General features: G+C 65.6%; 23 protein-coding genes. 15 read left to right on the top strand and 8 right to left on the bottom strand.

The window, feature by feature from the left end; genetic code table 11:
- Positions 1-37: 37 nt before the first annotated feature.
- From ACM14_RS22240 to ACM14_RS22205, 8 genes are read right to left on the bottom strand one after another with little or no spacing between them, the layout of a single operon-like run.
- Positions 38-2,662, bottom strand: a complete 2,625-nt coding sequence (locus tag ACM14_RS22240; RefSeq protein ID WP_006226025.1) for an AAA family ATPase — start codon at positions 2,660-2,662, stop codon at positions 38-40.
- 9 nt (positions 2,663-2,671) lie between these two features.
- A complete protein-coding gene (gene nucC, locus ACM14_RS22235) occupies positions 2,672-3,397 on the bottom strand; it encodes a CBASS effector endonuclease NucC (RefSeq protein WP_043555297.1) in 726 nt (241 codons plus the stop codon).
- Between the two features lie 38 nt (positions 3,398-3,435).
- Positions 3,436-4,338: a CBASS oligonucleotide cyclase gene (locus ACM14_RS22230; RefSeq protein WP_003090158.1), complete on the bottom strand. Its 903-nt coding sequence runs from the start codon at positions 4,336-4,338 to the stop codon at positions 3,436-3,438.
- Positions 4,338-4,838, bottom strand: a complete 501-nt coding sequence (gene cap7, locus ACM14_RS22225; RefSeq protein WP_003090159.1) for a type III CBASS phage resistance system CD-NTase-associated protein Cap7 — start codon at positions 4,836-4,838, stop codon at positions 4,338-4,340. Before cap7 ends, ACM14_RS22230 begins: the two co-directional genes overlap by 1 nt.
- Positions 4,835-5,305 carry a type III CBASS phage resistance system CD-NTase-associated protein Cap8 gene (gene cap8, locus ACM14_RS22220; protein ID WP_003090160.1) on the bottom strand — a complete coding sequence of 157 codons (471 nt, stop codon included), beginning with the start codon at positions 5,303-5,305 and terminating at the stop codon, positions 4,835-4,837. Before cap8 ends, cap7 begins: the two co-directional genes overlap by 4 nt.
- Positions 5,302-6,216 carry an AAA family ATPase gene (locus ACM14_RS22215; RefSeq protein WP_016852809.1) on the bottom strand — a complete coding sequence of 305 codons (915 nt, stop codon included), beginning with the start codon at positions 6,214-6,216 and terminating at the stop codon, positions 5,302-5,304. Before ACM14_RS22215 ends, cap8 begins: the two co-directional genes overlap by 4 nt.
- Before the next feature lie 17 nt (positions 6,217-6,233).
- Positions 6,234-6,809 (bottom strand): PIN domain-containing protein, encoded by a 576-nt coding sequence (locus tag ACM14_RS22210; RefSeq protein ID WP_003153636.1) that lies wholly within the window; start codon positions 6,807-6,809, stop codon positions 6,234-6,236.
- On the bottom strand, positions 6,806-7,276 hold the full coding sequence (locus ACM14_RS22205; protein ID WP_003050245.1) for a helix-turn-helix domain-containing protein: 471 nt from the start codon (positions 7,274-7,276) through the stop codon (positions 6,806-6,808). The genes ACM14_RS22210 and ACM14_RS22205 overlap by 4 nt, the downstream gene beginning before the upstream one ends.
- Before the next feature lie 203 nt (positions 7,277-7,479).
- On the opposite strand from ACM14_RS22205, the gene ACM14_RS22200 reads away from it, so the two are divergent.
- From ACM14_RS22200 to ACM14_RS22130, 15 genes are all read left to right on the top strand, one after another.
- Complete coding sequence (locus ACM14_RS22200) at positions 7,480-7,863, top strand: RAQPRD family integrative conjugative element protein (RefSeq protein WP_003090167.1); 384 nt, start codon at positions 7,480-7,482, stop codon at positions 7,861-7,863.
- A complete protein-coding gene (locus ACM14_RS22195; RefSeq protein WP_003090170.1) occupies positions 7,860-8,093 on the top strand; it encodes a TIGR03758 family integrating conjugative element protein in 234 nt (77 codons plus the stop codon). Before ACM14_RS22200 ends, ACM14_RS22195 begins: the two co-directional genes overlap by 4 nt.
- A gap of 16 nt (positions 8,094-8,109) precedes the next feature.
- Positions 8,110-8,469 (top strand): TIGR03745 family integrating conjugative element membrane protein, encoded by a 360-nt coding sequence (locus tag ACM14_RS22190; RefSeq protein ID WP_003090173.1) that lies wholly within the window; start codon positions 8,110-8,112, stop codon positions 8,467-8,469.
- Positions 8,470-8,480: 11 nt separating this feature from the next.
- Positions 8,481-8,879 (top strand): TIGR03750 family conjugal transfer protein, encoded by a 399-nt coding sequence (locus tag ACM14_RS22185; protein ID WP_003050133.1) that lies wholly within the window; start codon positions 8,481-8,483, stop codon positions 8,877-8,879.
- Positions 8,876-9,568, top strand: coding sequence for a PFL_4703 family integrating conjugative element protein (locus ACM14_RS22180; RefSeq protein ID WP_003090182.1), 693 nt, complete (start codon positions 8,876-8,878; stop codon positions 9,566-9,568). Before ACM14_RS22185 ends, ACM14_RS22180 begins: the two co-directional genes overlap by 4 nt.
- Complete coding sequence (locus tag ACM14_RS22175; RefSeq protein ID WP_006226028.1) at positions 9,565-10,476, top strand: TIGR03749 family integrating conjugative element protein; 912 nt, start codon at positions 9,565-9,567, stop codon at positions 10,474-10,476. The genes ACM14_RS22180 and ACM14_RS22175 overlap by 4 nt, the downstream gene beginning before the upstream one ends.
- Positions 10,466-11,884 (top strand): TIGR03752 family integrating conjugative element protein, encoded by a 1,419-nt coding sequence (locus ACM14_RS22170; RefSeq protein ID WP_006226029.1) that lies wholly within the window; start codon positions 10,466-10,468, stop codon positions 11,882-11,884. The genes ACM14_RS22175 and ACM14_RS22170 overlap by 11 nt, the downstream gene beginning before the upstream one ends.
- Positions 11,865-12,320 (top strand): TIGR03751 family conjugal transfer lipoprotein, encoded by a 456-nt coding sequence (locus ACM14_RS22165; RefSeq protein ID WP_003090198.1) that lies wholly within the window; start codon positions 11,865-11,867, stop codon positions 12,318-12,320. The genes ACM14_RS22170 and ACM14_RS22165 overlap by 20 nt, the downstream gene beginning before the upstream one ends.
- Entirely contained in the window at positions 12,320-15,211 is a 2,892-nt protein-coding gene (locus ACM14_RS22160) for a conjugative transfer ATPase (RefSeq protein WP_003105079.1), read from the top strand. The genes ACM14_RS22165 and ACM14_RS22160 overlap by 1 nt, the downstream gene beginning before the upstream one ends.
- 24 nt (positions 15,212-15,235) lie before the next feature.
- Positions 15,236-16,003, top strand: a complete 768-nt coding sequence (locus ACM14_RS22155; RefSeq protein ID WP_003090202.1) for a thioredoxin domain-containing protein — start codon at positions 15,236-15,238, stop codon at positions 16,001-16,003.
- A 175-nt stretch (positions 16,004-16,178) separates the two neighbouring features.
- Entirely contained in the window at positions 16,179-16,673 is a 495-nt protein-coding gene (locus ACM14_RS22150; RefSeq protein WP_003090203.1) for a JAB domain-containing protein, read from the top strand.
- A 164-nt stretch (positions 16,674-16,837) separates the two neighbouring features.
- Positions 16,838-17,284, top strand: coding sequence for a TIGR03757 family integrating conjugative element protein (locus ACM14_RS22145; protein WP_006226031.1), 447 nt, complete (start codon positions 16,838-16,840; stop codon positions 17,282-17,284).
- Positions 17,281-18,231, top strand: a complete 951-nt coding sequence (locus ACM14_RS22140; protein WP_016852807.1) for a TIGR03756 family integrating conjugative element protein — start codon at positions 17,281-17,283, stop codon at positions 18,229-18,231. Before ACM14_RS22145 ends, ACM14_RS22140 begins: the two co-directional genes overlap by 4 nt.
- Positions 18,232-18,240: 9 nt before the next feature.
- Complete coding sequence (locus ACM14_RS22135) at positions 18,241-19,635, top strand: integrating conjugative element protein (RefSeq protein WP_006226032.1); 1,395 nt, start codon at positions 18,241-18,243, stop codon at positions 19,633-19,635.
- Positions 19,632-19,991 (top strand): hypothetical protein, encoded by a 360-nt coding sequence (locus ACM14_RS22130; protein WP_003090212.1) that lies wholly within the window; start codon positions 19,632-19,634, stop codon positions 19,989-19,991. Before ACM14_RS22135 ends, ACM14_RS22130 begins: the two co-directional genes overlap by 4 nt.
- Positions 19,992-19,996 lie beyond the last annotated feature (5 nt).

Raw genomic sequence — 19,996 nt, 5'->3', positions numbered from 1 at the left:
GACACGGGCGGCACTGCTCTGCAAAGCCGTGTGCCGTTCATCGGTTCTGCAGGGTATCAAGAGCAGCATCCAACGCCGTAACCGCCTCGACGACCGTTCTTACCGTCGCCCGATCGAACTCATGATCGCGCTGAGCGTCGTGCACACCGCTATTGAGGTAACCCCATTCAATACTCGTACCGCTGACATTGAGCAGCCTGACCAACGCCCCTACGGCATCCGGCGCACCCGCATGTTGCGCCGCGATACGCTCGACGGCCGACCGCAACTTGGTGCATTTATTGTTCAGCTCCCAAGGCGCGCGGGGCCCGCTCAGCTTGATGTCGATCCGGCCGTCCGCCCGCCGACCCAGCCACGTCCACAGGCGGTCCGTCAGACTCTCCAGCGCCGGCCGGGCCTGGCGCAGTGCCTCGCGTTTCTCGTCAGCCGCCAACGCCTGCTGGGCCAGAAGAACATAGTTCTTCGCTGGCGGGTCGCTGTCGACCCGCAGTTCGTGCTCTCCCTGATGCGGGAGAAACTTGTAGCGCTTGATGGCCGCGGCGCGGCGCACGCCCAACTCCTGCTGGATGCGGTGCAGGAACTCCTCTGCGTGCGAGGTGAGGATAACCTGCTTGCCGTGGAGCAAACCGTCCTCGAAGAAGGTACGCCAGATGCCATCGCGATGGTCGTCGTCTATCGCATTGACGACGTCATCGAAGATGACCACGGGGCAGCCCTGCGCGAGGTTCTTGGCAAGCAGAATCGCCAGACCCAAGCATTTGATGTGCCCTTCGCTGAAGACGATCAACGCGTCGTAGCGCACGCCCGGCTCGCCGGCGAACTCCACCTCGATCTTGCCGTTCTCGGCCACGGGCAACCACAGCGCGTGCAGCAGATCGCCGGGCGGATCGGCCCGGTTGAATGCGTTGTAGAGATGGCGGGCTTGGTCTCCCAGCCCCTGTAGCAGAACCCCCGGCAGAGCGGTCAGGTATGCCTGAATCTCGGGTAGGAAGCCGTCGTAGGCGGCCTTGACCCGCTGATGGTGCACCACCACCGGCATTTCGTCCGTGGCCGCCTGGATCAGGCCGCGGTTCGCGTCGTCGAATTGGGCCACGGTTTGGCGGGCGGCCGCCAGCTCCTGATCCGCAGTCGTGCGCATGGTCCGCAGCCGTTCGATCTCCAGCTGATGCTGTTGCAGGCGGTCGCGCTCCTGGGCCATCGCGCCGCGCTGGGCATGCACGTCGCGCGCCTGCGCGTCGAAGCCTTCGATGATCTGTGCGATCCGTAAGAGGGCTTGCCAGGCGCGCTGGTCCCCATTCACCCAGCCGCCGAGCCAATTGCCCGCCGACGTGGGAGGCAGCAGTGGCAGGCCCGCGGCCTGCGATTCGGCAGGACAAGCGACCCCAGCCGCCGCCACCACGCGGCGCATTTCGTCCCACAGCGCTCGGACCGCCTCGCTCAACTGCGTCCGATGCCCGGCCTCTTGCTGCTGCAGGACGGCCAGTTGCGCGAGCTGCTCCAGGCCCATTCGCGCCCTGGCGAACGGGTCCTGTGCCACAGCGGCCAGTCCGGTTCCACATGCCGGACACGCGGTCGCCCCGTCCGCCAACGCTTGCACGGCCTCGTAGAGCTTCGCGTACGACACCTCGCCCGCGCGGGCCGCGAGTTGCGCGGAAGACGCTTGCCACAGTCCCTGGACGCGGTAGGCCTCTGCCAGCAACGCTTGCAGGCGGGCCTGGGTCACCTCGTGAATGGCAGGCGGGTTGGCGTCCAGCTGAGCCTGGACATACGGTAGCCGTCCTTGCTGCTGCGGCGTACCCAGCAGCCAGTCCACGCAGGCTTGATAGGTCGCGCCAGGTGACATGCGCTGCGCCAAAGCTTGTTCCAGGCCCTCGACCGCTGCGATCTTCTGCGGGTAGGCGGCGATGGTCTGTTCGGAGCTCGCCAACCGCAGGCGACGCTGCGCCAGCTGCGCCGCCTGCACGCCGGCAAGCATCAGGTCCTGATCGAGCGAGGGGTTGAAGCCGCGCACGAACTCGCTGAACTGGTCCACGCCGAACAGGGTGGCGATGAGCTGGCGCTGATCGCTCGGGGTCCGCGCGGCGATTCGGGCGAAATCGTCGAGGCGGTTCTTCTCGATGAAGCAGAAGCGATACTCAGCTTCGTCGGGCTGGACGGCCTGCGCTTCGCCCGCCGCCGTAGACGACAGGACTGGCGCGACGTGGCGGCGCAGGCGAGCGTTGTTGCAGTACGTCCGCTGGTCGACCCGCTTGGCCTGCGCTTCGCTGATCGAACCGAGCATCGCCACTTCCAAGGCTTCGCAGAAGCTGCTCTTGCCGGTGCCGTTGGCACCGTAGACCAAGGTGATGTCATGGCTGAGGTCGAACGTCTCCTGCCGCATGAATCCTCGAAACGGCCCGACTTCGAGCTGGTGCAGTCGCCCGAGCGCCGGCCCGTTTTCGGGGCCGCGCGCGTCCCCGTCGTAGGCGACAGGCATTTGCGCCAGATGCGCGATGGCCAGCGGCGCCAAGCGCGTGGAGCGCCCCCGGCGTGCAGCACCGACCTCGGCCAGTGGCTGCAGGTGATCGAGCACCAGGTGCGCTAGCCGGCGCACGTCGTCGTGCACGTGCCGCTGCGCCAAGTGCGCCAGGAACCGGTGGTACTCCGAACGTATGCTTGCCACAGCGCCCCCTCACTTGGTCAACCACTGACCGTAAGCCTCCACATCGATCATGGGGACCGTTCCACTGAACTGAAGCTGCGCGATCAGCTTGAAAAGAAACGCGGTCGCCGGCTTGTTTTCGTTGGTGTAGCTGTGCGCGCCGCTGGCTTGGTCATAGAAAAAGTGCCCGTGGGCGGCAACGCATCCGATGTCCAGACGCCCCTCGGTGAGGTTTGCGTTCAGCGCCTTGTCCATGGATGGACCCAATGCAGGACTCCATTCGCTCTCGAAGGTGAGCAAGCCACCCAGAATCGGAATCAACGGCTTCGCTGGGTAGGTCCCGCCAGCGTGCGGGATCGGCAGGCTCGTGCGGTGCAGCCTGCGCACACTGGCGACCTTCTCCTGGGCATAGGCCACAAGCCCCGCGTCAGCCGTCTGCTTGGCCTCGAAAACGGCGTACACGCTTTCGGCTGGAATGATCGTCTCGTTCTCGTAGGTGAAGATAAAAGGCGAATATTGCCGATCAAACACCACCACATCGATCTGCTGGCTGAAGTTCCCCAGGCTGTCCACCACATGCGCCTTGGCCGCCTGGTACCGTTTGGGCAGATAGGTATCCAGCATGTCGATCCAGACGTTCTCGCTCGCATCCCCCTTCGTACCCGGGTGACCGAAGGTCTTGCGTACTACGGACAAGCGCTGCTGGATGTCCTCATGCAGGGACGACAGGAGCTGGGAAAGCGACCACTGGGACATGCTGTACCTCGATGGGACGTGTATGGAAGCCGATGGAATCAGGACAGTGGGAACTTGGGGCCAAACAGTGCGCGCCAGGCGCGAAGCGCTTCGATATTGCGACCACGACGCGCGTGGTCGATGGCGATGCTTGCGTCCTGGCTCGCCTGGAACAGCAGCTGCTGCGCGCGCTGCTTGCGCGCGGCATCCATATCGTTGCTGATCGCCGGGCCAAGTCCGGCGGGATCCGGCCACTCGTCATGAACTCGATCGGCAAGCGTGGCAAAGAACGACTGGATCTCGCGATCGAACGATCCTCCCCAGCCGCCGTAAAGACACTCAAGGGCCATTACCTCGATCAGGAACGAGGGCTTCACCGGCTTCAGATCGCCGTGCTTGGGATTGTTGTTCCAGTACTTCACCATGCGCACGAGACCTTTCCACTCATTGGCATAGGCTTGGTGCGCTGCGGTCGCCTTGTCCTTATGGATCTCCGGGTCCGTCTTGATCCACTTTCCGGACGCCGTATCGGGGATCTCATACTGGTCGCCGGTGTCGAATGCGGGCACCGCATCCACGCTGACCACCCGGTAGTCCGTGTTGTCCTCCGCGTCGATGTGAACACCGAAATCCACGTTGATCGAGCGCGCCTGTTTGCGCACGGCCGCCGAACCGTATTTCTCCACCAATGCAGAGTGGAAATCATCCAGCACTACCGATGCGGCCTTGCCGTGGTAATGCTTCTCCGAGTCCTTCAGCACGAAGAAGATGTCGATATCCTTGAGCGGCTTCGTCTTCGTGTATCGAGCATAGGAACCGGTCAGGAAGCTGCGCGCAATGCCGAACTTGGTCTGCAGGTAGTCCCGCACTTCGTTCTGGCGTTGCGAGGCATTCTTCTGTTCGCGTTCGTTGAGTTCCAGACGCGACTTGAACTTGCGAAAAGCTTCATCGATCGACAGCATCAGCGTTGCCTCCAATATCCGGCCTGACCCGCCAGGCCGCTGTGTTCGACAGTCGAGCCTAGGCTCTGCTTGACCATTCCATCCGTCGAGCGATAACTTCCTTTGCTCCATCCCTCCACATCAGGTCGCCCTGGCTTTGTATCGAGCATTAACTTGTACTTGGCCTGCGATGGCAGCAGCCCAGCTTTCTTGATCGCGTACTTCAACTGCTCGGTATCTGTCCAGAAGCTGCCGTCGCCATCGGACCACCCATACACGATGTCGATATCCCATCGGGTCACGAGCTTGTCGGTTGCCGGGTTGTAGATCTCCAGAATCACCTTGCGCAGATCACCGGTCCCGAGCCACGTCTTGATGGCTCGGGTATTGCTCTCCCAGCGATCCGCAAAGTGCTCAGGGTCCAGCCCACTGAGCAGGATGATGTCTTTCAAGCTCTTGAGGATGTTGTCGGTCACATAGGTAACCGAGTGCGTGTACGAGTAGGTGGCGACGGTGCTCATGACTTGAGGAAACCTCCGAGGTCGAGCGACAGCGCTTGCCCAGCATCGGCCTGCGCCTGCGTGGCAATTCCTTGGCTCAAGTCCCGTGCAATGATGCGAGAACTGTGCTTTTTGAGCGCGCTTTGCACCCAGCCGAGCTGCTCCTTCGGACACGGCAGCGAGACTCCCCAGTCTCCCTTCAACGGCTCGAACCCCAAGACTTCTTCGTTGGCATCATCACCATCGATCGCGTCTTCGTCGAAGAGGCAGTAGATCCTGGTCCGTGGTCCATCGCATGTCGCAACGATGGGCGCGCTCTTGGGTGCCTGGTCGGCGATCAAGCTGGCGGCCACGCCCGTCACGGCCCTGAGTTCAGAGCGAGCCGTGCCGTCCTTGCCCTGAGTGAGCAGTTCGACAATGGCATCCCATGTCTGCAACGCATCGCGGTGCGGCGAGCTGCGAAACGTCCGGCTGACAACGGTGGTCATTTTTGCTTCCCTCCTTGAAGGCGCATTTGCTTTGCCTGTCGTATCGCACTGCGCAGGTGCTCTACGGAAAGCTTGTTCGGATCGATAGCCACTTGCGGGTCGGCCGCGAGGGCGTTGGCTACGACCTTGCGAATGGCCCGACCATCCAATCCGACGCACTCGCCAGCGCACACGTCGAACTGGTGAGCCGAGGAAAGCTTGCCAATCCCCGGAAATGTCTTTGCCAGGCCATTCAGGCAGTCCACTAGGATCTGCTTGCAGGCATCCTTGCCGGGCAGTGGCACCTCCATCACCATGTCGCAACGAGATAGGAAGGCACTGTCGACGGCCTGTGGGAAGTTGCTGGTGGCCACGAACAGCAGATGCGGGTTGCGTTCGGCCAACATGTCCAACTGCACCAACACCGCGTCGGTGGCCCGGTGCACATCAACCGGGTTGGCTTCCAGGCTGAGCTTCGCTCGATCAGCCGCAAGCGTTTCGACCTCGTCCAGAAGGACGATCGTCGGGCCCGCCGCTGCGGATTCTGCGATCGATTGCGAGAACAGGTCTGCCACGGCGCGTTGAGTCTTTCCCATTGCAGAGCTCGTCAGCGTGTGAGGCTCCACTTCCAGCAATCGAAACTTCGCAGAAGAAAAAGATTCGGCCACACGATGCGCCAAGCCCCGTGCCAAGGAGGTCTTCCCAGTCCCCGGCGGGCCGACCAACAAGATCACGCCGTGCAGGGGGAGTACCGTGCGCTCCACCTTGGGGCGCACCGTGAAGTTGACGATCGCTTGTGACAGCAACTGTTTTTTGATGGCTTCGTCCATCACGATCGAATCCCACAAGTCACCCAGCGACTTATCCGGCAGCTTCCAGCTTCGATGGATGCCTTTCGGCAAAGTGGCGTCTGATGAAGGATTCTTGGTCATCCGTGGCTCTCGGCGGGTCAGAGAATGGTGCGATAGGTCGCCAGCACCTTGGTCGTTTGCACAAGGCCTTGGCGCAGCAGGATTTCGAGATAGCGGTCCACATCGATCGGCGGATGCTTGAGTTGGGCACGCTGGCGCTGCGCAGCCGACACTACGGCGGCCGCATCCAGATCCAGCAGGTTGTCCACAAACTCATCGGGGTGCTGCGATTCGATGCCGTACGGAGCCAGCAGATCGTTCGGGAAATCACGTTCGTTGAACGTCACAATCACGCTCGCACCGCAGCGAATCGCCGCAGCCAGGACGTGCCGATCATTCGGATCGGGTAATGTCAGGCCTGCCACGAGCGCTTCGTAGCCCTCCACCAAGCCGTCCGGAATGGCCCTGTCCATGAGATCCGACGTCCTGTCGACCTGAACCCGGGTGAGATCGGGGCGGTTGATCAACAGGTTGCGTTTCCACTCCTCATGAATGGCTTGGCTCCACCGCGCCCGGAAGCGGCCAGACAGGCCGAGCCACATCAGGAAATCCCGCAGTGGCGCGGGATATAGAACGCACGCGTCGTAGACGGCGGTGAATGGGGAATGCCTCATTCGTATCCCATTCCCAACTCTTGCGACTGCTGAGCGAGTTCGGCCATCGCCTGCTCACTGGCGCGCTCGCGCGCTTCCTTGTACTGCATCAGATCGGCGAACCTCACCCTGCGGTGCTTGCCGGTGCGATGAAATGCCAACACCCCATCTTCTAGCAGCTTGACGAAATGGGGACGGGACACGTTGAGCAAGTCCGCCGCCTCTTGGGTCGTCAGCTCTGCATGGACGGGCACCACCTTTACTGCATTGCCATCGGCCAACTCGGCCAGGATGTCGACCAGCAGGCGTAAAGCCGAGGTAGGCAGTTCCACCTGATGAGCCTGTTTGTGGTCATCAAAGATCTGGATGTGCTGCGTCTCGAACTGGGTTGCGAGGTAAGCCGCCAAGGCACGTTGACCCTGGACGGCTGCCTTAACCTCTCCCGCGGCGGGAAGGGTCATCTTGGATTGGGCAGTGGCGGTGGTCATGGGTAGCTCCTAAGCGAAAACGGTTGCAGAGCCGATCATATTCGAAACACTCGAAAAACGCAATAATCGAAACTCAACCCGGGCTTTTGTAGGTTCGCTCGCGGTATGCCCAATCCGGTCGTCCGCCAGTTCCTATTGTTTGCGGCCTAAAACAGCCCTGATCTCCACGATCACCCCATTGCTGATCACACAGGAATGGCGCGATGGTGGCTTCGATCTGGCTGCGCGCCGCGCATCGCGGCGTGCCCACTTTTCTCGTGACGGCCCTCCTGCTGGGTCAGTCCCAGATGGCCTTGGCCGAGTCCCCGGCACAGCGCCAGGAGCTGGTCGCCGCACTGCGCCAGCTCGACGCGCTGGAGCGCACCGTCGCGGACAGCGCCGCGCATGCCCCCATCCAGCCGGGCGAGCGCTACCACTTCGACTACCCGCGGCTGCTGGCTGACCTGGCGCGCGTTCGCGCCGGCATCCAGTTTCACCTGACGCCATCGCGCGCTCAGCCGCGCGACCCCTCCGAACTGGCCGGCGACTACCGCACCGAGCGGGCGGCCGAGCCGCTGCCGGCGACGACTGCGGGGGGCAAGCAATGAACGGCGCCCAGGTCTCGGCATTTCAAGCCAACAGCGGTATCGCGCCTTCCGCGATGGCGACCGTCCTGGTCGGCGTCGTGCTCGCGGTCCTGCTCGTGTGGGGCGTCTGGGCCATCCGAACGGCCTACGTGGGGTGGTCCGAGAGCCGCCTCAACCAGCGCCAGTTCCTCGGCGTCTGCATTCGCTTCGTCGCGATGTACCTCGTTCTGAGTTTCTTCCTTCTGTCCTGACCTGAAAGGCCCGACCATGCACAACCGCAACCTCACTTCCCGTTTTGCCCAGCGCGCCGCCGTGGCCCTGGGCGCCGCCGCGCTGCCCGCGCTGTCGTTCGCGCAAGGTCTGCCGCAATTGGAGAACCCCACGCGCGGCACCGGCAACGGCATCATGGAGACCATCCGCAACTACGGCTACGACATCATCATGCTCGTGGCCCTGCTGGTGGTGGCGTCGATGTTCATCGGCGTCTGCTACCACGCCTACGGGACCTACGCGGAGATCCACACCGGCCGCAAGACGTGGGGCCAGTTCGGCCTCACGGTCGCCATCGGCGCCGTGCTGCTCGTGATCGGCATCTGGCTGCTCACCGAAGCCACCGGCATCCTGTAAGCGAGGCCGGTATGTCCGAGCAGCAGCACGTCCGTGCGGACGGAACGGTCACCTTCCTTCCGCACCGGCTCAACCGCCATCCCGTTGTGGTGCGCGGCCTCACCGCTGACGAACTCTGGATTTGCTGCGGCCTGTCCGGCGCCGCCGGCCTGCTGGTCGGCGCGCCGCTGTCCTGGGTGTTCCGCACGATCGCGCTGGCGCCGACGTTCGTCGTCCTGGGCGTGGCGCTCGGCGTCTTCATCGGCGGCGGCATCCTGCGCCGCCTCAAGCGTGGGCGTCCCGACACCTGGCTGTATCGGCAACTGCAATGGCGCATCGCCACGCGCCATCCGCTGATGGCAGGCTGGGTCGGTGGCCATGTGCTGATCTCGCGCTCGGGCTTCTGGTCCACCCGCAGGAGCATGCGATGAGCCGCTTCAAAAACGAGATTACCCATCTGCAGGCGCACATCAAGACCTTGCGCCTGGGCGCGGGCGCGCTGGTCGTCGTCGCCCTGGTCATGGGCGGCGGCTGGTGGAGCGCGCCGCGCGACCTGACCATCCACGTCCCGCCCGACCTGCGCTCCGGCAGTACCCGCAAGTGGTGGGAAGTGCCGCCCGAATCGGTCTATGCGTTCACGTTCTACGTGTTCCAGACCCTCAACCGCTGGCCAACCAATGGCGAAGAAGACTACTCGCGCAACCTCCACACGCTCTCGCCGTACCTCACCCCGTCCTGCCAGGCCTTCCTGCGGGCGGACTATGACTACCGCCGCTCCACGGGCGAGCTGCGTCAGCGCGTGCGCGGCATCTACGAGATTCCCGGCCGCGGCTATGGCGACGACCCCACGGCGCGCGTGCGCACCGTGTCCGATCGCGACTGGGTGGTGACGCTGGACATCACGGCGGACGAGTACTACGGCGCCGAGCAGGTCAAGCGCGCCCTGGTGCGCTATCCGATCAAGGTCACGCGGGTGGACGTCGATCCCGCCCGCAACCCGTTCGGCCTGGCGCTGGACTGCTACGACGGCGCGCCCCAGCGCATCAGTGCACCGGAGCCGACGCGCCCGGCGCCGAGTGGCCTGTCTCCGCAAGCGCCTCAAGGAGGAAACACCCCATGAAGCATCCTGTATTCGCGCTGCTGGGGCTACTGGCCGTGGCCGCGGCACCCATCGCCCATGCAGTGGAGATCCTGCGCTGGGAACGCATGCCACTGGCAGTGCCGCTGAAGGTCGGTCAGGAACGCATCGTGTTCATTGACCGGAACGTGCGCGTGGGCGTGCCCGCGGGCGTGGGCGAACGCCTGCGCGTGCAGAGTGCGGGCGGCGCGGTGTACCTGCGCGCCAGCGAGCCGATCGAGCCCACGCGGTTGCAACTGCAGGACGCCGACACGGGCGCGCTGATCCTGCTGGACATCGCAGCCGAACCACCCAAGGACGGGGAAGCCGAGCTGGAGCCGGTGCGCATCGTCGAGGGTGACAGCGCACCGGGACGCTATGGCGAGCAGGCCGACAGTGCCGAGGCCCCGGCACGCGCCCAGGGCCAGGCAGGTGCGCGGACCGCGCGGCGCGAAACCCCGGTCCCTGTCGTCCTGACGCGCTTCGCCGCGCAGCACCTCTACGCGCCGTTGCGCACCGTGGAGCCGCTGCCGGGCGTCATGCGGGTCAACCTGCCCCGCGACCTCGACCTGGACACACTGATGCCAACGCTGCCCGTGCGCGCGGTCGCGCTCGCGTCGTGGCGGCTGGAGGACCAGTGGGTCACTGCCGTGCGCCTGACCAACGGCAGCGGCGGCTGGATCACGCTCGACCCGCGCGTGCTGCAAGGCGATTTCCTCACCGCCACCTTCCAGCACGAGGCGCTGGGCCCGCGCGGCACGCCCGAGGACACGACCGTCCTGTACCTGGTCACGCGCGGCCGCGGCCTCGCGCAGTCGCTGCTGCCGGCGATTCACCGCTTCGACCCTGCCGTGCATCTGCCGCAGCCGGACGGCGACGAGAACGCCAAGAAGGCCCGCCATGCGCAGTAACGGCCTACTCAAGTGGCTGATGATCCCTGTCGCCATCCTGGTGCTGTTCGTCGGTATCCGGCTGTTCTCGGGTGGAGGCAGCACGGCGCCACCCGCGGCGGACAACGGCGCCCAGCTCACGCCCGATGAAATGAAGGCGCTGGGCATCGAGGGCGATACCCCGCGCGACACCGTGGCAACGCTGGTTGCGCAGGTCAAGCAGTTGCGCACCGAACTTCAGACCGCGCTCTCGGACAACAAGTCGCAGCGTGAAGAGAACCAGCGACTGCGCCAGCGCGAGAACTCCATCGACCAGCGCATCAACTCGGCGCTCGAATCCGAGCGGTCCAACCTGCGCCGCGACCAAGAGCAGGCGGCCAGCGCGCGCCAGCAAACCGAAGGGCTGCTCGCCGACCTGCAGCGGCGTCTGGACAGCATCGGCGGGCGCGGCGGCGGCCATGCGGACCTGCCCGTGGGCCTGGGGCTGCAGGGCGGCGACGAGGCAGGCATGGAGGGCGGCGTGCGGTGGGTCGAGCCGGACGACGCAAAGCCCGCCGAGGGGCGCAACGGGGGGCGTGGCGCGAGCGGCGGCATGAGCTTCCCCACGAGCTTCGGCCCGGCGCAGAGCACGCTCGAAACCACCGCGGAAACCGTGGCCAACGCGGGCGCCCGCGCCGCCGGGGGCAAGAGTGCCAAGCCGGTCTATACCGTGCCGACCAACTCCACGCTCATGGGTTCGGTCGCCATGACCGCGCTGATCGGCCGCGTGCCGATCGACGGCACGGTCAACGATCCCTATCCGTTCAAAGTTCTGGTCGGGCCGGACAACCTGACCGCCAATGGCATCGACATTCCCGACGTGGCCGGCGCCGTGTTCAGCGGCACCGCCTCGGGCGACTGGACGCTCTCGTGCGTGCGCGGTCAGGTGCGCAGCATCACGTTCGTCTTCAACGACGGCACGATTCGCACAATCCCCGAAGACCGCGAGGGCAACCAGCAGAACAACCAACAGCGCGACGGCTTGGGCTGGATCAGCGATCCCCACGGCATTCCTTGCGTCAGCGGCGAGCGGCGCAGCAACGCCCAGCAATACCTCGGCTCGCAGGCCCTGATCACCGCGGCCGGTGCCGGTGTGGCCTCGCTCATCGAGAGTGACAGCGGCCGCATGTCCTATGTCGGCTCGGACGGCTCCATCGGCACCGTGGGCATCACCGGCCAGGAAGCGGTCGGCCAGATTCTCGCGGGCGGTGTCCGGGACATGTCGGCCTGGGTCAACAAGCTCTACGGCCAAGCCTTCGCCGCCGTCTATGTCCAACCCGGCGCCAAGGTTGCCGTCCACCTCGAAAAGCCGCTCGCCATCGACTTCGATCCCGAAGGCCGCAAGGTCGATCACCGCGCAGGAGAAAGCCATGCACTCGAACTTGACTAACCTGGCCCGTGGCCTGGCACTGGCCCTCGCCGTCGCGGTGCTTGGCGGCTGCGCCACCAGCAAGGAAAAGCTGCTGACCCACGGTGACCGCACGATGATGGACATCTGGCAGCAGGAAGCCGGCGACGGCGGTGGCGGTGGCGCAGCCGGGCGGAACGCCGGCCGCCAGCTGCTCGATGCGCGCCAGAGCCTGCGTCGGCCCCTGACCGACGCCGACGTGCAGGCCGCACCTGTTGAGCAGATGCGCTACACGCGCACCGCGCGCAATGAGGTCCACCGCCAGTTCCAGCGTCTGCCCAATCCCGATCTCGTGATGTACGTGTACCCGCACCTGGCCGGCACCGACCCCGTTCCCGTGCCGGGCTACACGACGGTTTTCCCCTTGTACCAGCGCGTGCAGTACGCGATGCCTGGCGAGAGGACGGAGGACTACTGATGCGGTGGAAACTTCCATGGCCGAAGCTGGCTGCCGTCAGCGCCGAAGACACCGCCGCCGACGAGCAGCCGGACGGCTGGCAGCGCCACGTCGAGGCCTTGCAGCAAGCCGGCATCCCCGAACCCGGCGCCGCGGTCCAGGGCCGCAAGCCGGCGACCGTGGCCGACGAGCAGGCGCTGTACGACGTCGCACCGTCCTTCGTGGAACTGCTGCCCTGGGTGGAGTTCTTGCCCGAGTCGAAATCGATGCTCCTGGAGGACGGCCAATCGGTGGCCGCCTTCTACGAGCTGGTGCCGCTGGGCACCGAAGGCCGGGAACCCGGCTGGCTCGCGCATGCCCGCGACGCCCTGGAAAACGCGCTTCAGGACAGCTTCGATGAACTGGACGAGAACCCGTGGGTGCTCCAGCTCTATGCCCAGGACGAACCGAGCTTCGACCAGTACATGCAGACCTTGCGCGATTACGTGCAGCCACGTGCGCGCGGCTCGGCGTTCACCGAGTTCTACCTGCGCTTCTTCGGCCACCACCTGCGCGCTGTGGCCAAGCCCGGCGGCCTGTTCGAGGACACGGTGGTCACGCGGCTGCGCTGGCGCGGCCAGACGCGGCGCGTGCGCATGGTGGTGTACCGCCGCGCGAGCGGACAGGGACAGGCAAACCGCCGCGGCCAGACACCCGAGCAGATGCTGGGCATCGTCTGCGACCGCCTGTGCGGCGGCCTGGCGAACGCCGGCATCCAGGCCCGGCGCATGGTCGCGGCCGACGTCCACGACTGGCTGCTGCGGTGGTTCAACCCGCGCCCCACGCTGCTCGGGCCTGGGGTGGAGGACCGGGAGCGCTTCTACGCGTTGGCGCGCTATCCGGACAGTACCGAGGAAAGCGAGGCCGGCGAGATCGAGCTGGCGAGCGGGCGGGATTTCAGCCAGCGGCTGTTCTTTGGGCAGCCGCGCTCGGACGTGGCGCAAGGGGCCTGGTACTTCGACGGCATGCCGCACCGCGTGCTGATCACCGACCGGCTGCGCATGCCGCCCGGCACCGGGCACCTGACCGGCGAGACCCGCAAGGGGGACGCGATCAACACGCTGTTCGACCAGATGCCCGAGGACACCTTGATGTGTCTCACCATGGTGGCCACGCCGCAGGACGTCCTCGAATCGGACCTCAACCATCTGGCGAAGAAAGCTGTGGGCGAGACGCTGGCGTCGGAGCAGACGCTCAAGGACGTGCATGAAGCCCGCTCCCTGATCGGCAGCGCGCACAAGCTCTACCGGGGCACTCTGGCGTTCTACCTACGCGGGCGCGACGAGGCGGAACTGGATCGGCGCGGCCTGGACCTCGCGAACGTGATGCTCAACGCCGGCCTGCAGCCGGTGCGCGAGGACGACGAGGTGGCGCCGCTCAACAGCTACCTGCGCTGGCTGCCGTGCTGCTACAACCCCGGCAAGGACCGGCGCCGGTGGTACACGCAACTGATGTTCGCCCAGCACGCGGCGAACCTGTCGCCAGTATGGGGCCGCGCCCAGGGCACGGGGCATCCCGGCATCACGATGTTCAATCGCGGCGGCGGCCCGATTACGTTCGACCCCTTGAACAGGTTGGATCGGCAGATGAATGCCCATCTGTTTCTATTTGGCCCCACCGGCTCGGGGAAGTCCGCCACGCTCAACAACCTGCTGAACCAGGTGACGGCCATCTACCGGCCGCGGCTTTTCATCGTGGAAGCCGGCAACAGCTTCGGCCTGTTCAGCGACTTCGCCAGGCGCCTGGGCCTGACCGTGAACCGGGTCAAGCTGGCCCCCGGATCGGGCATCAGCCTGGCGCCGTTCGCCGACGCACGCCGGCTGATCGAAACGCCCAGCGACGTACAGACGCTCGATGCCGACGCGCTGGACGAAGACCTGCCCCCCGATGCCTCGGCCATGGAAGCGGACGAGCAGCGCGACGTGCTGGGCGAACTGGAGATCACAGCGCGGCTGATGATCACGGGCGGCGAAGACAAGGAAGAAGCGCGGATGACGCGGGCCGACCGCTCGCTGATCCGCCAGTGCATCCTCGACGCCGCCGAACATTGCGTGGCCGAAAAGCGCACCGTGCTCACGCGCGACGTGCGCAACGCGCTGCGCGCCCGTGGCCAGGACCCGACGCTGCCCGAGATGCGGCGCGTGCGGCTGCTGGAGATGGCGGACGCGATGGACATGTTCTGCCAAGGCACGGACGGCGAGATGTTCGACCGTGACGGCACGCCGTGGCCCGAGGCCGACATCACGCTGGTCGATCTGGCGACCTATGCCCGCGAGGGCTACAACGCGCAGCTCTCCATCGCCTACATCAGCCTGATCAGCACGGTGAACAACATCGCCGAGCGCGACCAGTACCTGGGCCGGCCGATCGTCAACGTGACCGACGAAGGTCACATCATCACCAAGAACCCGCTGCTCGCGCCCTATGTCGTGAAAATTACAAAAATGTGGCGCAAGTTGGGCGCCTGGTTCTGGCTGGCGACGCAAAACATCGACGATCTGCCGCGCGCCGCAGAGCCCATGCTCAACATGATCGAGTGGTGGGTGTGCCTGTCGATGCCGCCGGACGAAGTGGAGAAGATCGCCAGGTTCCGCGAACTCTCGCCGGCGCAGAAGGCGCTGATGCTCTCCGCACGCAAGGAAGCGGGCAAGTTCACCGAGGGCGTCATCCTCTCCAAGAGCATGGAAGTGCTGTTCCGCGCCGTGCCGCCAAGTCTCTACCTCGCGCTCGCGCAAACCGAGCCCGAGGAGAAGGCAGAACGCTACCAGCTCATGCAGCAGCACGGCGTCAGCGAGCTGGATGCCGCCTTCAAGGTGGCTGAGAAGATCGACCGGGCACGTGGCATCGAGTCGCCGACCCTGGACCTGCCCTGAATCTGCCGTACACCGGAGAACGCCATGGAACAGAAACGCCCATCCATTCCGATGCAGGTACAGGCGTTCCGCCGTCGGCGCTGGAGGCTCAGCTGGCCCTGGGTGTTGGCCGCCGTGCTGGTAGCGCTGCTGCTGATCTGGCTCGTGTCCCGCTATTCTGGCAAGTCCACTCCCCAGACTTCAACGCCGGTCAGCGTGACGCAGGTGGCCGGGCCTCCGTGGCAGATGGGAAATCCGGAAGGGCGTTTCACGCTGACGCTCTACGCGGACCTCGAATGCCCGTTCTGCCGATCCTATTTCCCAGTGCTCAAGCGTTGGGTGGCCGGCAACGCGGACGTGGCCTTGCAATGGCACCACCTCCCGTTGGCCGCGCATGAGCCGGCCGCGTCTGCCGAAGCGAGCCTGGCGGAGTGCGCCGGCGAATCTGGCGGCCATGCCGCCTTCTGGCAGGCTGTCGAGTGGGTCTATGCCCACACGCGCAGCGACGGCCAGGGCTTGCCCGAGGACCTGCGGTACCCCGACCTTACGCCAGCCATCGAGCAGTGTCTGGCGAGCGAACGGCCCGAGGCGCCGATCCGCACCCAGACGGCGGAAGCCACGAGCAGCGGCGTGACCGCCACGCCGTCGCTGCGGCTGCACGATCGCGAAACCGGCAAGGCGATCCTACTGCAGGGTCCGATCGAGGGCGATGCCTTGCTGTCGGCCATGGACATGCTCGCGGCCGGCGATCCCGCCGCCACACCTACTACATCGGAAATGCCTGCCGACGTCGTCGGCGACATGCCCAGGTAGCCCCGGTCTTCAAGGCTACGGCGCAGTCCACTGCGCTGACCGAAACCCGTTCGCCTCGCATCCTGGCCGCGAACGATCACCGCTGCCGCGGTGATGGATGCACCTTGTTCGTTCCCCAGGAGGGCTTGCCCTCCCAGGGCGCGCGCCCTCCGATCTCACCGTCTGGAGGTTCGCCATGTCTTTCGTCGTCAATGACTCCTGCCTGGAGTCGCTTTCCGCCATCGCTGCCCAACACGAGGACTGGATCATCCAGCAAGCCATTGCACTGCTGGAGAAGCGGGTTTTCAAAGCGGGTGCGAAACTCCTCGACCCCACGGCCGTGCGCGACTACCTGCGCGTGAAGCTGGTCGCCGAGCCCAATGAGATATTCGCCGCTGTGTTCCTGGACAGCATGCACCAGGTGCTGGCCTACGAGCCGTTGTTCAGGGGCACGATCAACTCGACTTCGGTCTATCCGCGTGTCGTCGTGCAGCGTGTGCTGGAGTTGAAGGCCGCCGCGGTGGTCTTCGCGCACCAGCACCCCTCGGGCATTTCCGAGCCGTCGAGCGCGGATCGCATGCTGACCCAGCAACTGCAGGCCGCGCTGGCGCTCATCGATGTGCGGGTACTGGACCACATCATCGTCGGCCAGGGTGCCCCGTTCTCCTTTGCGGAGTCCGGCCTGCTGTAAGGGTTGCACTGCTTCGTTGATCAGCGCGGAGGCTTCGGCCTCCGCTTTTTTCTTTGCGGCGACGCAAGCAGGTATGCGGGGTGGCCGCGATGCGCATTGTTTGTTGGGGCCGCCTGGGGTTCGGCGTTTGACTATGGCCCTGATCAACTTCCGGGGCACATGACATGCCAGCAGCTTTTACCCGGTTCGCACCAGGCTGGCGAACCCTTGGCATGGCCGTGGCGCTGCCGACGTCTCTGGCGGTGTTCAGCCCGGCCACCTTCGCCGCCGACGTGGTGGTCGTCACCGACAGCCGCCACCCGGTCAAGACCATGGGCGGCGAGCGACTGATCGAGTTGGGCGAAACGCCCCGGATCGAGGCCGAGCTTTCCGCGAATCTTCCAGCCGACCCTGAGCGGGCAGCAGCCATCGTCCGGCAACGCCTGAAGCAAGGCGGCACCGATCTTCAGCGCCGCATCGGCACCGCCTACCAGGGCGTCACCGACGCATGGAGTTTGGATGTCACGACCATCCCGGCCGTCGTGGTGGATCAACGCTTTGTGGTCTATGGCGAGCCGGACGTGGCCCGGGCCGTCGCGCGCATCGAGCAACACCGGAGGACGCAGCCGTGACCCATCGCCCATTCGACCTGCTGCGCCGCCTGCGCGTCGCCGTGGCCTCGCTGCTGCTGATCAGCGCCACGGGCAGCTACGCCTTGAACACCGCCACCATCGTGTCCTCCGTCATGTCGCCGGACTGCCTGGAGTACCGGGTGGTGGGCATCTGCTACTGGCTCTACTGCACCTGGACGGGCTGCACGGTGCGCACATCCACCAAGGTCCGGCACTACGTGCCCGATGCGGTCGTCTCCAGCTACAGCAACACCGGAGAGAACCCCTGGGTCGAGGTGCAGGCGATGAGCACGCCCAACCCATCCGCACAGGCAGGTGGGGATGGGACCACGAACGAAGACCACGAAAACAACCTCGCCAAATTCAAGAACAGCGATGTCATCGGCCATCCTGGCGGCGAGGTATTCAACCAGTTCGCATCGTCGTCGGGCTATTTCTGCCAAGGCGCGGGCACGGCCTTCATGCCGTATCTACTCAGCACCCTGGACACGCTGGCTTGGCGCTACAACGTGCCTGAAATGACCTACCCGGAGGCGTTGATTCCGGGCATGCGCGAGGTCGGTGCGCGCACCACGATGAACCTCTGGGGCAATGTCTATCCGCGCGGCGGCTTCCTGCATCAGACCGATGACTACAAATCCGGGGCCGTCGTGGCCCAGCGCGCCGGTGATGTCGTCACGCGCCGCGGGCAGATCCACGTGTACCAGCCGCTGCTTGCCAACGCCCGCGACGGCTACTGGCCGGCCGGCGCGCTGATGGAGGGTGATGCCTCTACGGGCAAGTGGCAGGAGCTGACGCCGCGCCTGTCCAACACCTGCGTGGTGTTCCCGCACAGCGGCACGCTGACCCAGGCCCAACAAGGCGACTACGCCTGGGCGCTGTGGCGTCCCTATGCGTGCTGCGAACGCCGCGGGCAGGTGTTCCTGGGCAGCGTCGATTTCCTCTGAGGTGCCACGATGAAGCGTCCTGAATCGATGAACCTTTCCGCCAAGGCGTGCCGCCTGCTGCGCCCGAAGGCGCTGGCCGGCCCGCTCGCTCTGGTCTGCGGCCTGGCGTGGGCGCAGGTCGGATACCAGAACAGCGGCCCCTTCCTCGGCGATGACGTCATGTACTCGATCGGCGGTGGCAGTGCGGTGTCCATGGGCCGCGCGGCCGGCATGCGCTCCATCGGGGTCGGCGTGGGGTGGAACAGCAACCTGATCTGCGGCGACATGAGCATCCAGACCACGCTGCGCAATCAGCTCAACGGCATCACGAACGGCTTTCAGCAGATCATGAGCAACGTGATCCAGAGCGCGACCAGCGCGGTTGCATCGCTGCCGGCGCTGATCATTCAGCGCGCCGATCCGGGCCTGTACAACCTGCTGACCAACGGCGTGCTGCAGGCGCGGCTGGACTTCGACCGCTCCAAGCTGACGTGCCGCGCCATGGCGGAGAAGATGGCCGAGACTGCGGGTGGCCAGCTTGGCTGGAGCCAGATGGCCGAAGGCATGGCCTTGCGTGACGCGGTTGGCAGCAACGATGCCGTGTCGGCCGTCGAGCAGGCCGAGACGCGCCGCGGCAACGACGGCGTTCCCTGGGTGGGCGGCAGCAATGCCGGTGGCGCAGGCCAGTCCGCCATCCGCGTGGTCGGCGACGTCACCCGCGCGGGCTACAACCTGGTCAACGGGCGCGGCGTGACGGACACATCCTCCATCGCGTCCACCAGTTGCGCGAGCCTGTCCTGCCAGACCTGGACGTCGCCGCAGCAGGCGACCGAATGGGCCACCCGGGTCCTCGGGGAACAGGTGCAGCGCACGTGCGATTCCTGCACCAAGACCGAGACGGTGCCCGGCGTCGGGCTGACGCCGCTGATCCAGGAGGAGTACGAAGCCAAGCTGGAAGTCTTGCAGGAACTGGTTTCCGGCGTGCGCAACACCACCTTCGAGAACTTGCGCGAGGCCGGCAGCACGTCGCTGCCGATCACGCGCGGCGTCATCGAGGCGCTGCGCGACGAGCCGGACCAGGACCTGCTGGCGCGGCGCCTCGCGTCCGAGGTGGCGCTTTCGTCGGTGCTGGAGAAGGCACTGCTGCTCCAGCGCACGCTGCTCACCGGCAAGAAAGAGCCCAACGTGGCAGCCAACGAGTTGGCAGTCGAGGCCGTGAACCACGAGAGCGACACGCTCGACCGGGAGATCCGCAACCTCAAGACCGAACTTGAACTGCGGCGCGAGCTGGCGAACAACTCGCCGATGGCCATCATCCAGCGCCATGGCACGCGCGCGGCAGGCTCGCGCGGCATCTATGAGGGCGATCCGGTGCCCGACCGCCTCGACCAGTTGCAGAAGGGCAATCCGGGAGGCCGGCCATGAGCGCGGAGCGCATGGCCTGGCGCCCCTTGCGCTGGCTCATCAGCCGGCGTGCGGCGAAAGCACTGCTGTGGGCGGCCGTGATCGTCGCCGCTGCGGTGGGCGCCAACATCGCCGGCATCTATCTCGTTGGCAGCGTGGCCGGCTGGGAGCGGTGGCTCGCGGCCGCATCGGGCTACTTCTTCGTGTGGCGGTTGTTCCTGTACGGGGCGACGGCCTGCGGCTGGGTCTGGATGCGGCGGCGGCTGCTGGCGCGCGAGGACAGCACGCTGGCCCGACGCCGGCTGATTCGCGCTGAGGTCGCCGGCATTGTTGCCATCGTGGCGCTGGAAGCCAGCCTGTTGATGCAGGCCGCTTGAGGGGA

Origin of the sequence: Delftia sp. JD2, assembly GCF_001682645.1 — a bacterium.
Lineage (GTDB): Bacteria > Pseudomonadota > Gammaproteobacteria > Burkholderiales > Burkholderiaceae_C > Comamonas > Comamonas acidovorans.
This window is presented reverse-complemented; position numbering and strand designations above follow the sequence as displayed.

What these genes read in the sequence shown, in the direction of transcription:
- nucC (WP_043555297.1), bottom strand. Translation starts at nt 3,397, where the DNA reads ATGTCCCAGTGGTCGCTTTCCCAGCTCCTGTCGTCCCTGCATGAGGAC.
- ACM14_RS22230 (WP_003090158.1), bottom strand. Translation starts at nt 4,338, where the DNA reads ATGCTGTCGATCGATGAAGCTTTTCGCAAGTTCAAGTCGCGTCTGGAA.
- cap7 (WP_003090159.1), bottom strand. Translation starts at nt 4,838, where the DNA reads ATGAGCACCGTCGCCACCTACTCGTACACGCACTCGGTTACCTATGTG.
- cap8 (WP_003090160.1), bottom strand. Translation starts at nt 5,305, where the DNA reads ATGACCACCGTTGTCAGCCGGACGTTTCGCAGCTCGCCGCACCGCGAT.
- ACM14_RS22215 (WP_016852809.1), bottom strand. Translation starts at nt 6,216, where the DNA reads ATGACCAAGAATCCTTCATCAGACGCCACTTTGCCGAAAGGCATCCAT.
- ACM14_RS22210 (WP_003153636.1), bottom strand. Translation starts at nt 6,809, where the DNA reads ATGAGGCATTCCCCATTCACCGCCGTCTACGACGCGTGCGTTCTATAT.
- ACM14_RS22205 (WP_003050245.1), bottom strand. Translation starts at nt 7,276, where the DNA reads ATGACCACCGCCACTGCCCAATCCAAGATGACCCTTCCCGCCGCGGGA.
- ACM14_RS22200 (WP_003090167.1), top strand. Translation starts at nt 7,480, where the DNA reads ATGGTGGCTTCGATCTGGCTGCGCGCCGCGCATCGCGGCGTGCCCACT.
- ACM14_RS22195 (WP_003090170.1), top strand. Translation starts at nt 7,860, where the DNA reads ATGAACGGCGCCCAGGTCTCGGCATTTCAAGCCAACAGCGGTATCGCG.
- ACM14_RS22190 (WP_003090173.1), top strand. Translation starts at nt 8,110, where the DNA reads ATGCACAACCGCAACCTCACTTCCCGTTTTGCCCAGCGCGCCGCCGTG.
- ACM14_RS22185 (WP_003050133.1), top strand. Translation starts at nt 8,481, where the DNA reads ATGTCCGAGCAGCAGCACGTCCGTGCGGACGGAACGGTCACCTTCCTT.
- ACM14_RS22180 (WP_003090182.1), top strand. Translation starts at nt 8,876, where the DNA reads ATGAGCCGCTTCAAAAACGAGATTACCCATCTGCAGGCGCACATCAAG.
- ACM14_RS22175 (WP_006226028.1), top strand. Translation starts at nt 9,565, where the DNA reads ATGAAGCATCCTGTATTCGCGCTGCTGGGGCTACTGGCCGTGGCCGCG.
- ACM14_RS22170 (WP_006226029.1), top strand. Translation starts at nt 10,466, where the DNA reads ATGCGCAGTAACGGCCTACTCAAGTGGCTGATGATCCCTGTCGCCATC.
- ACM14_RS22165 (WP_003090198.1), top strand. Translation starts at nt 11,865, where the DNA reads ATGCACTCGAACTTGACTAACCTGGCCCGTGGCCTGGCACTGGCCCTC.
- ACM14_RS22160 (WP_003105079.1), top strand. Translation starts at nt 12,320, where the DNA reads ATGCGGTGGAAACTTCCATGGCCGAAGCTGGCTGCCGTCAGCGCCGAA.
- ACM14_RS22155 (WP_003090202.1), top strand. Translation starts at nt 15,236, where the DNA reads ATGGAACAGAAACGCCCATCCATTCCGATGCAGGTACAGGCGTTCCGC.
- ACM14_RS22150 (WP_003090203.1), top strand. Translation starts at nt 16,179, where the DNA reads ATGTCTTTCGTCGTCAATGACTCCTGCCTGGAGTCGCTTTCCGCCATC.
- ACM14_RS22145 (WP_006226031.1), top strand. Translation starts at nt 16,838, where the DNA reads ATGCCAGCAGCTTTTACCCGGTTCGCACCAGGCTGGCGAACCCTTGGC.
- ACM14_RS22135 (WP_006226032.1), top strand. Translation starts at nt 18,241, where the DNA reads ATGAAGCGTCCTGAATCGATGAACCTTTCCGCCAAGGCGTGCCGCCTG.
- ACM14_RS22130 (WP_003090212.1), top strand. Translation starts at nt 19,632, where the DNA reads ATGAGCGCGGAGCGCATGGCCTGGCGCCCCTTGCGCTGGCTCATCAGC.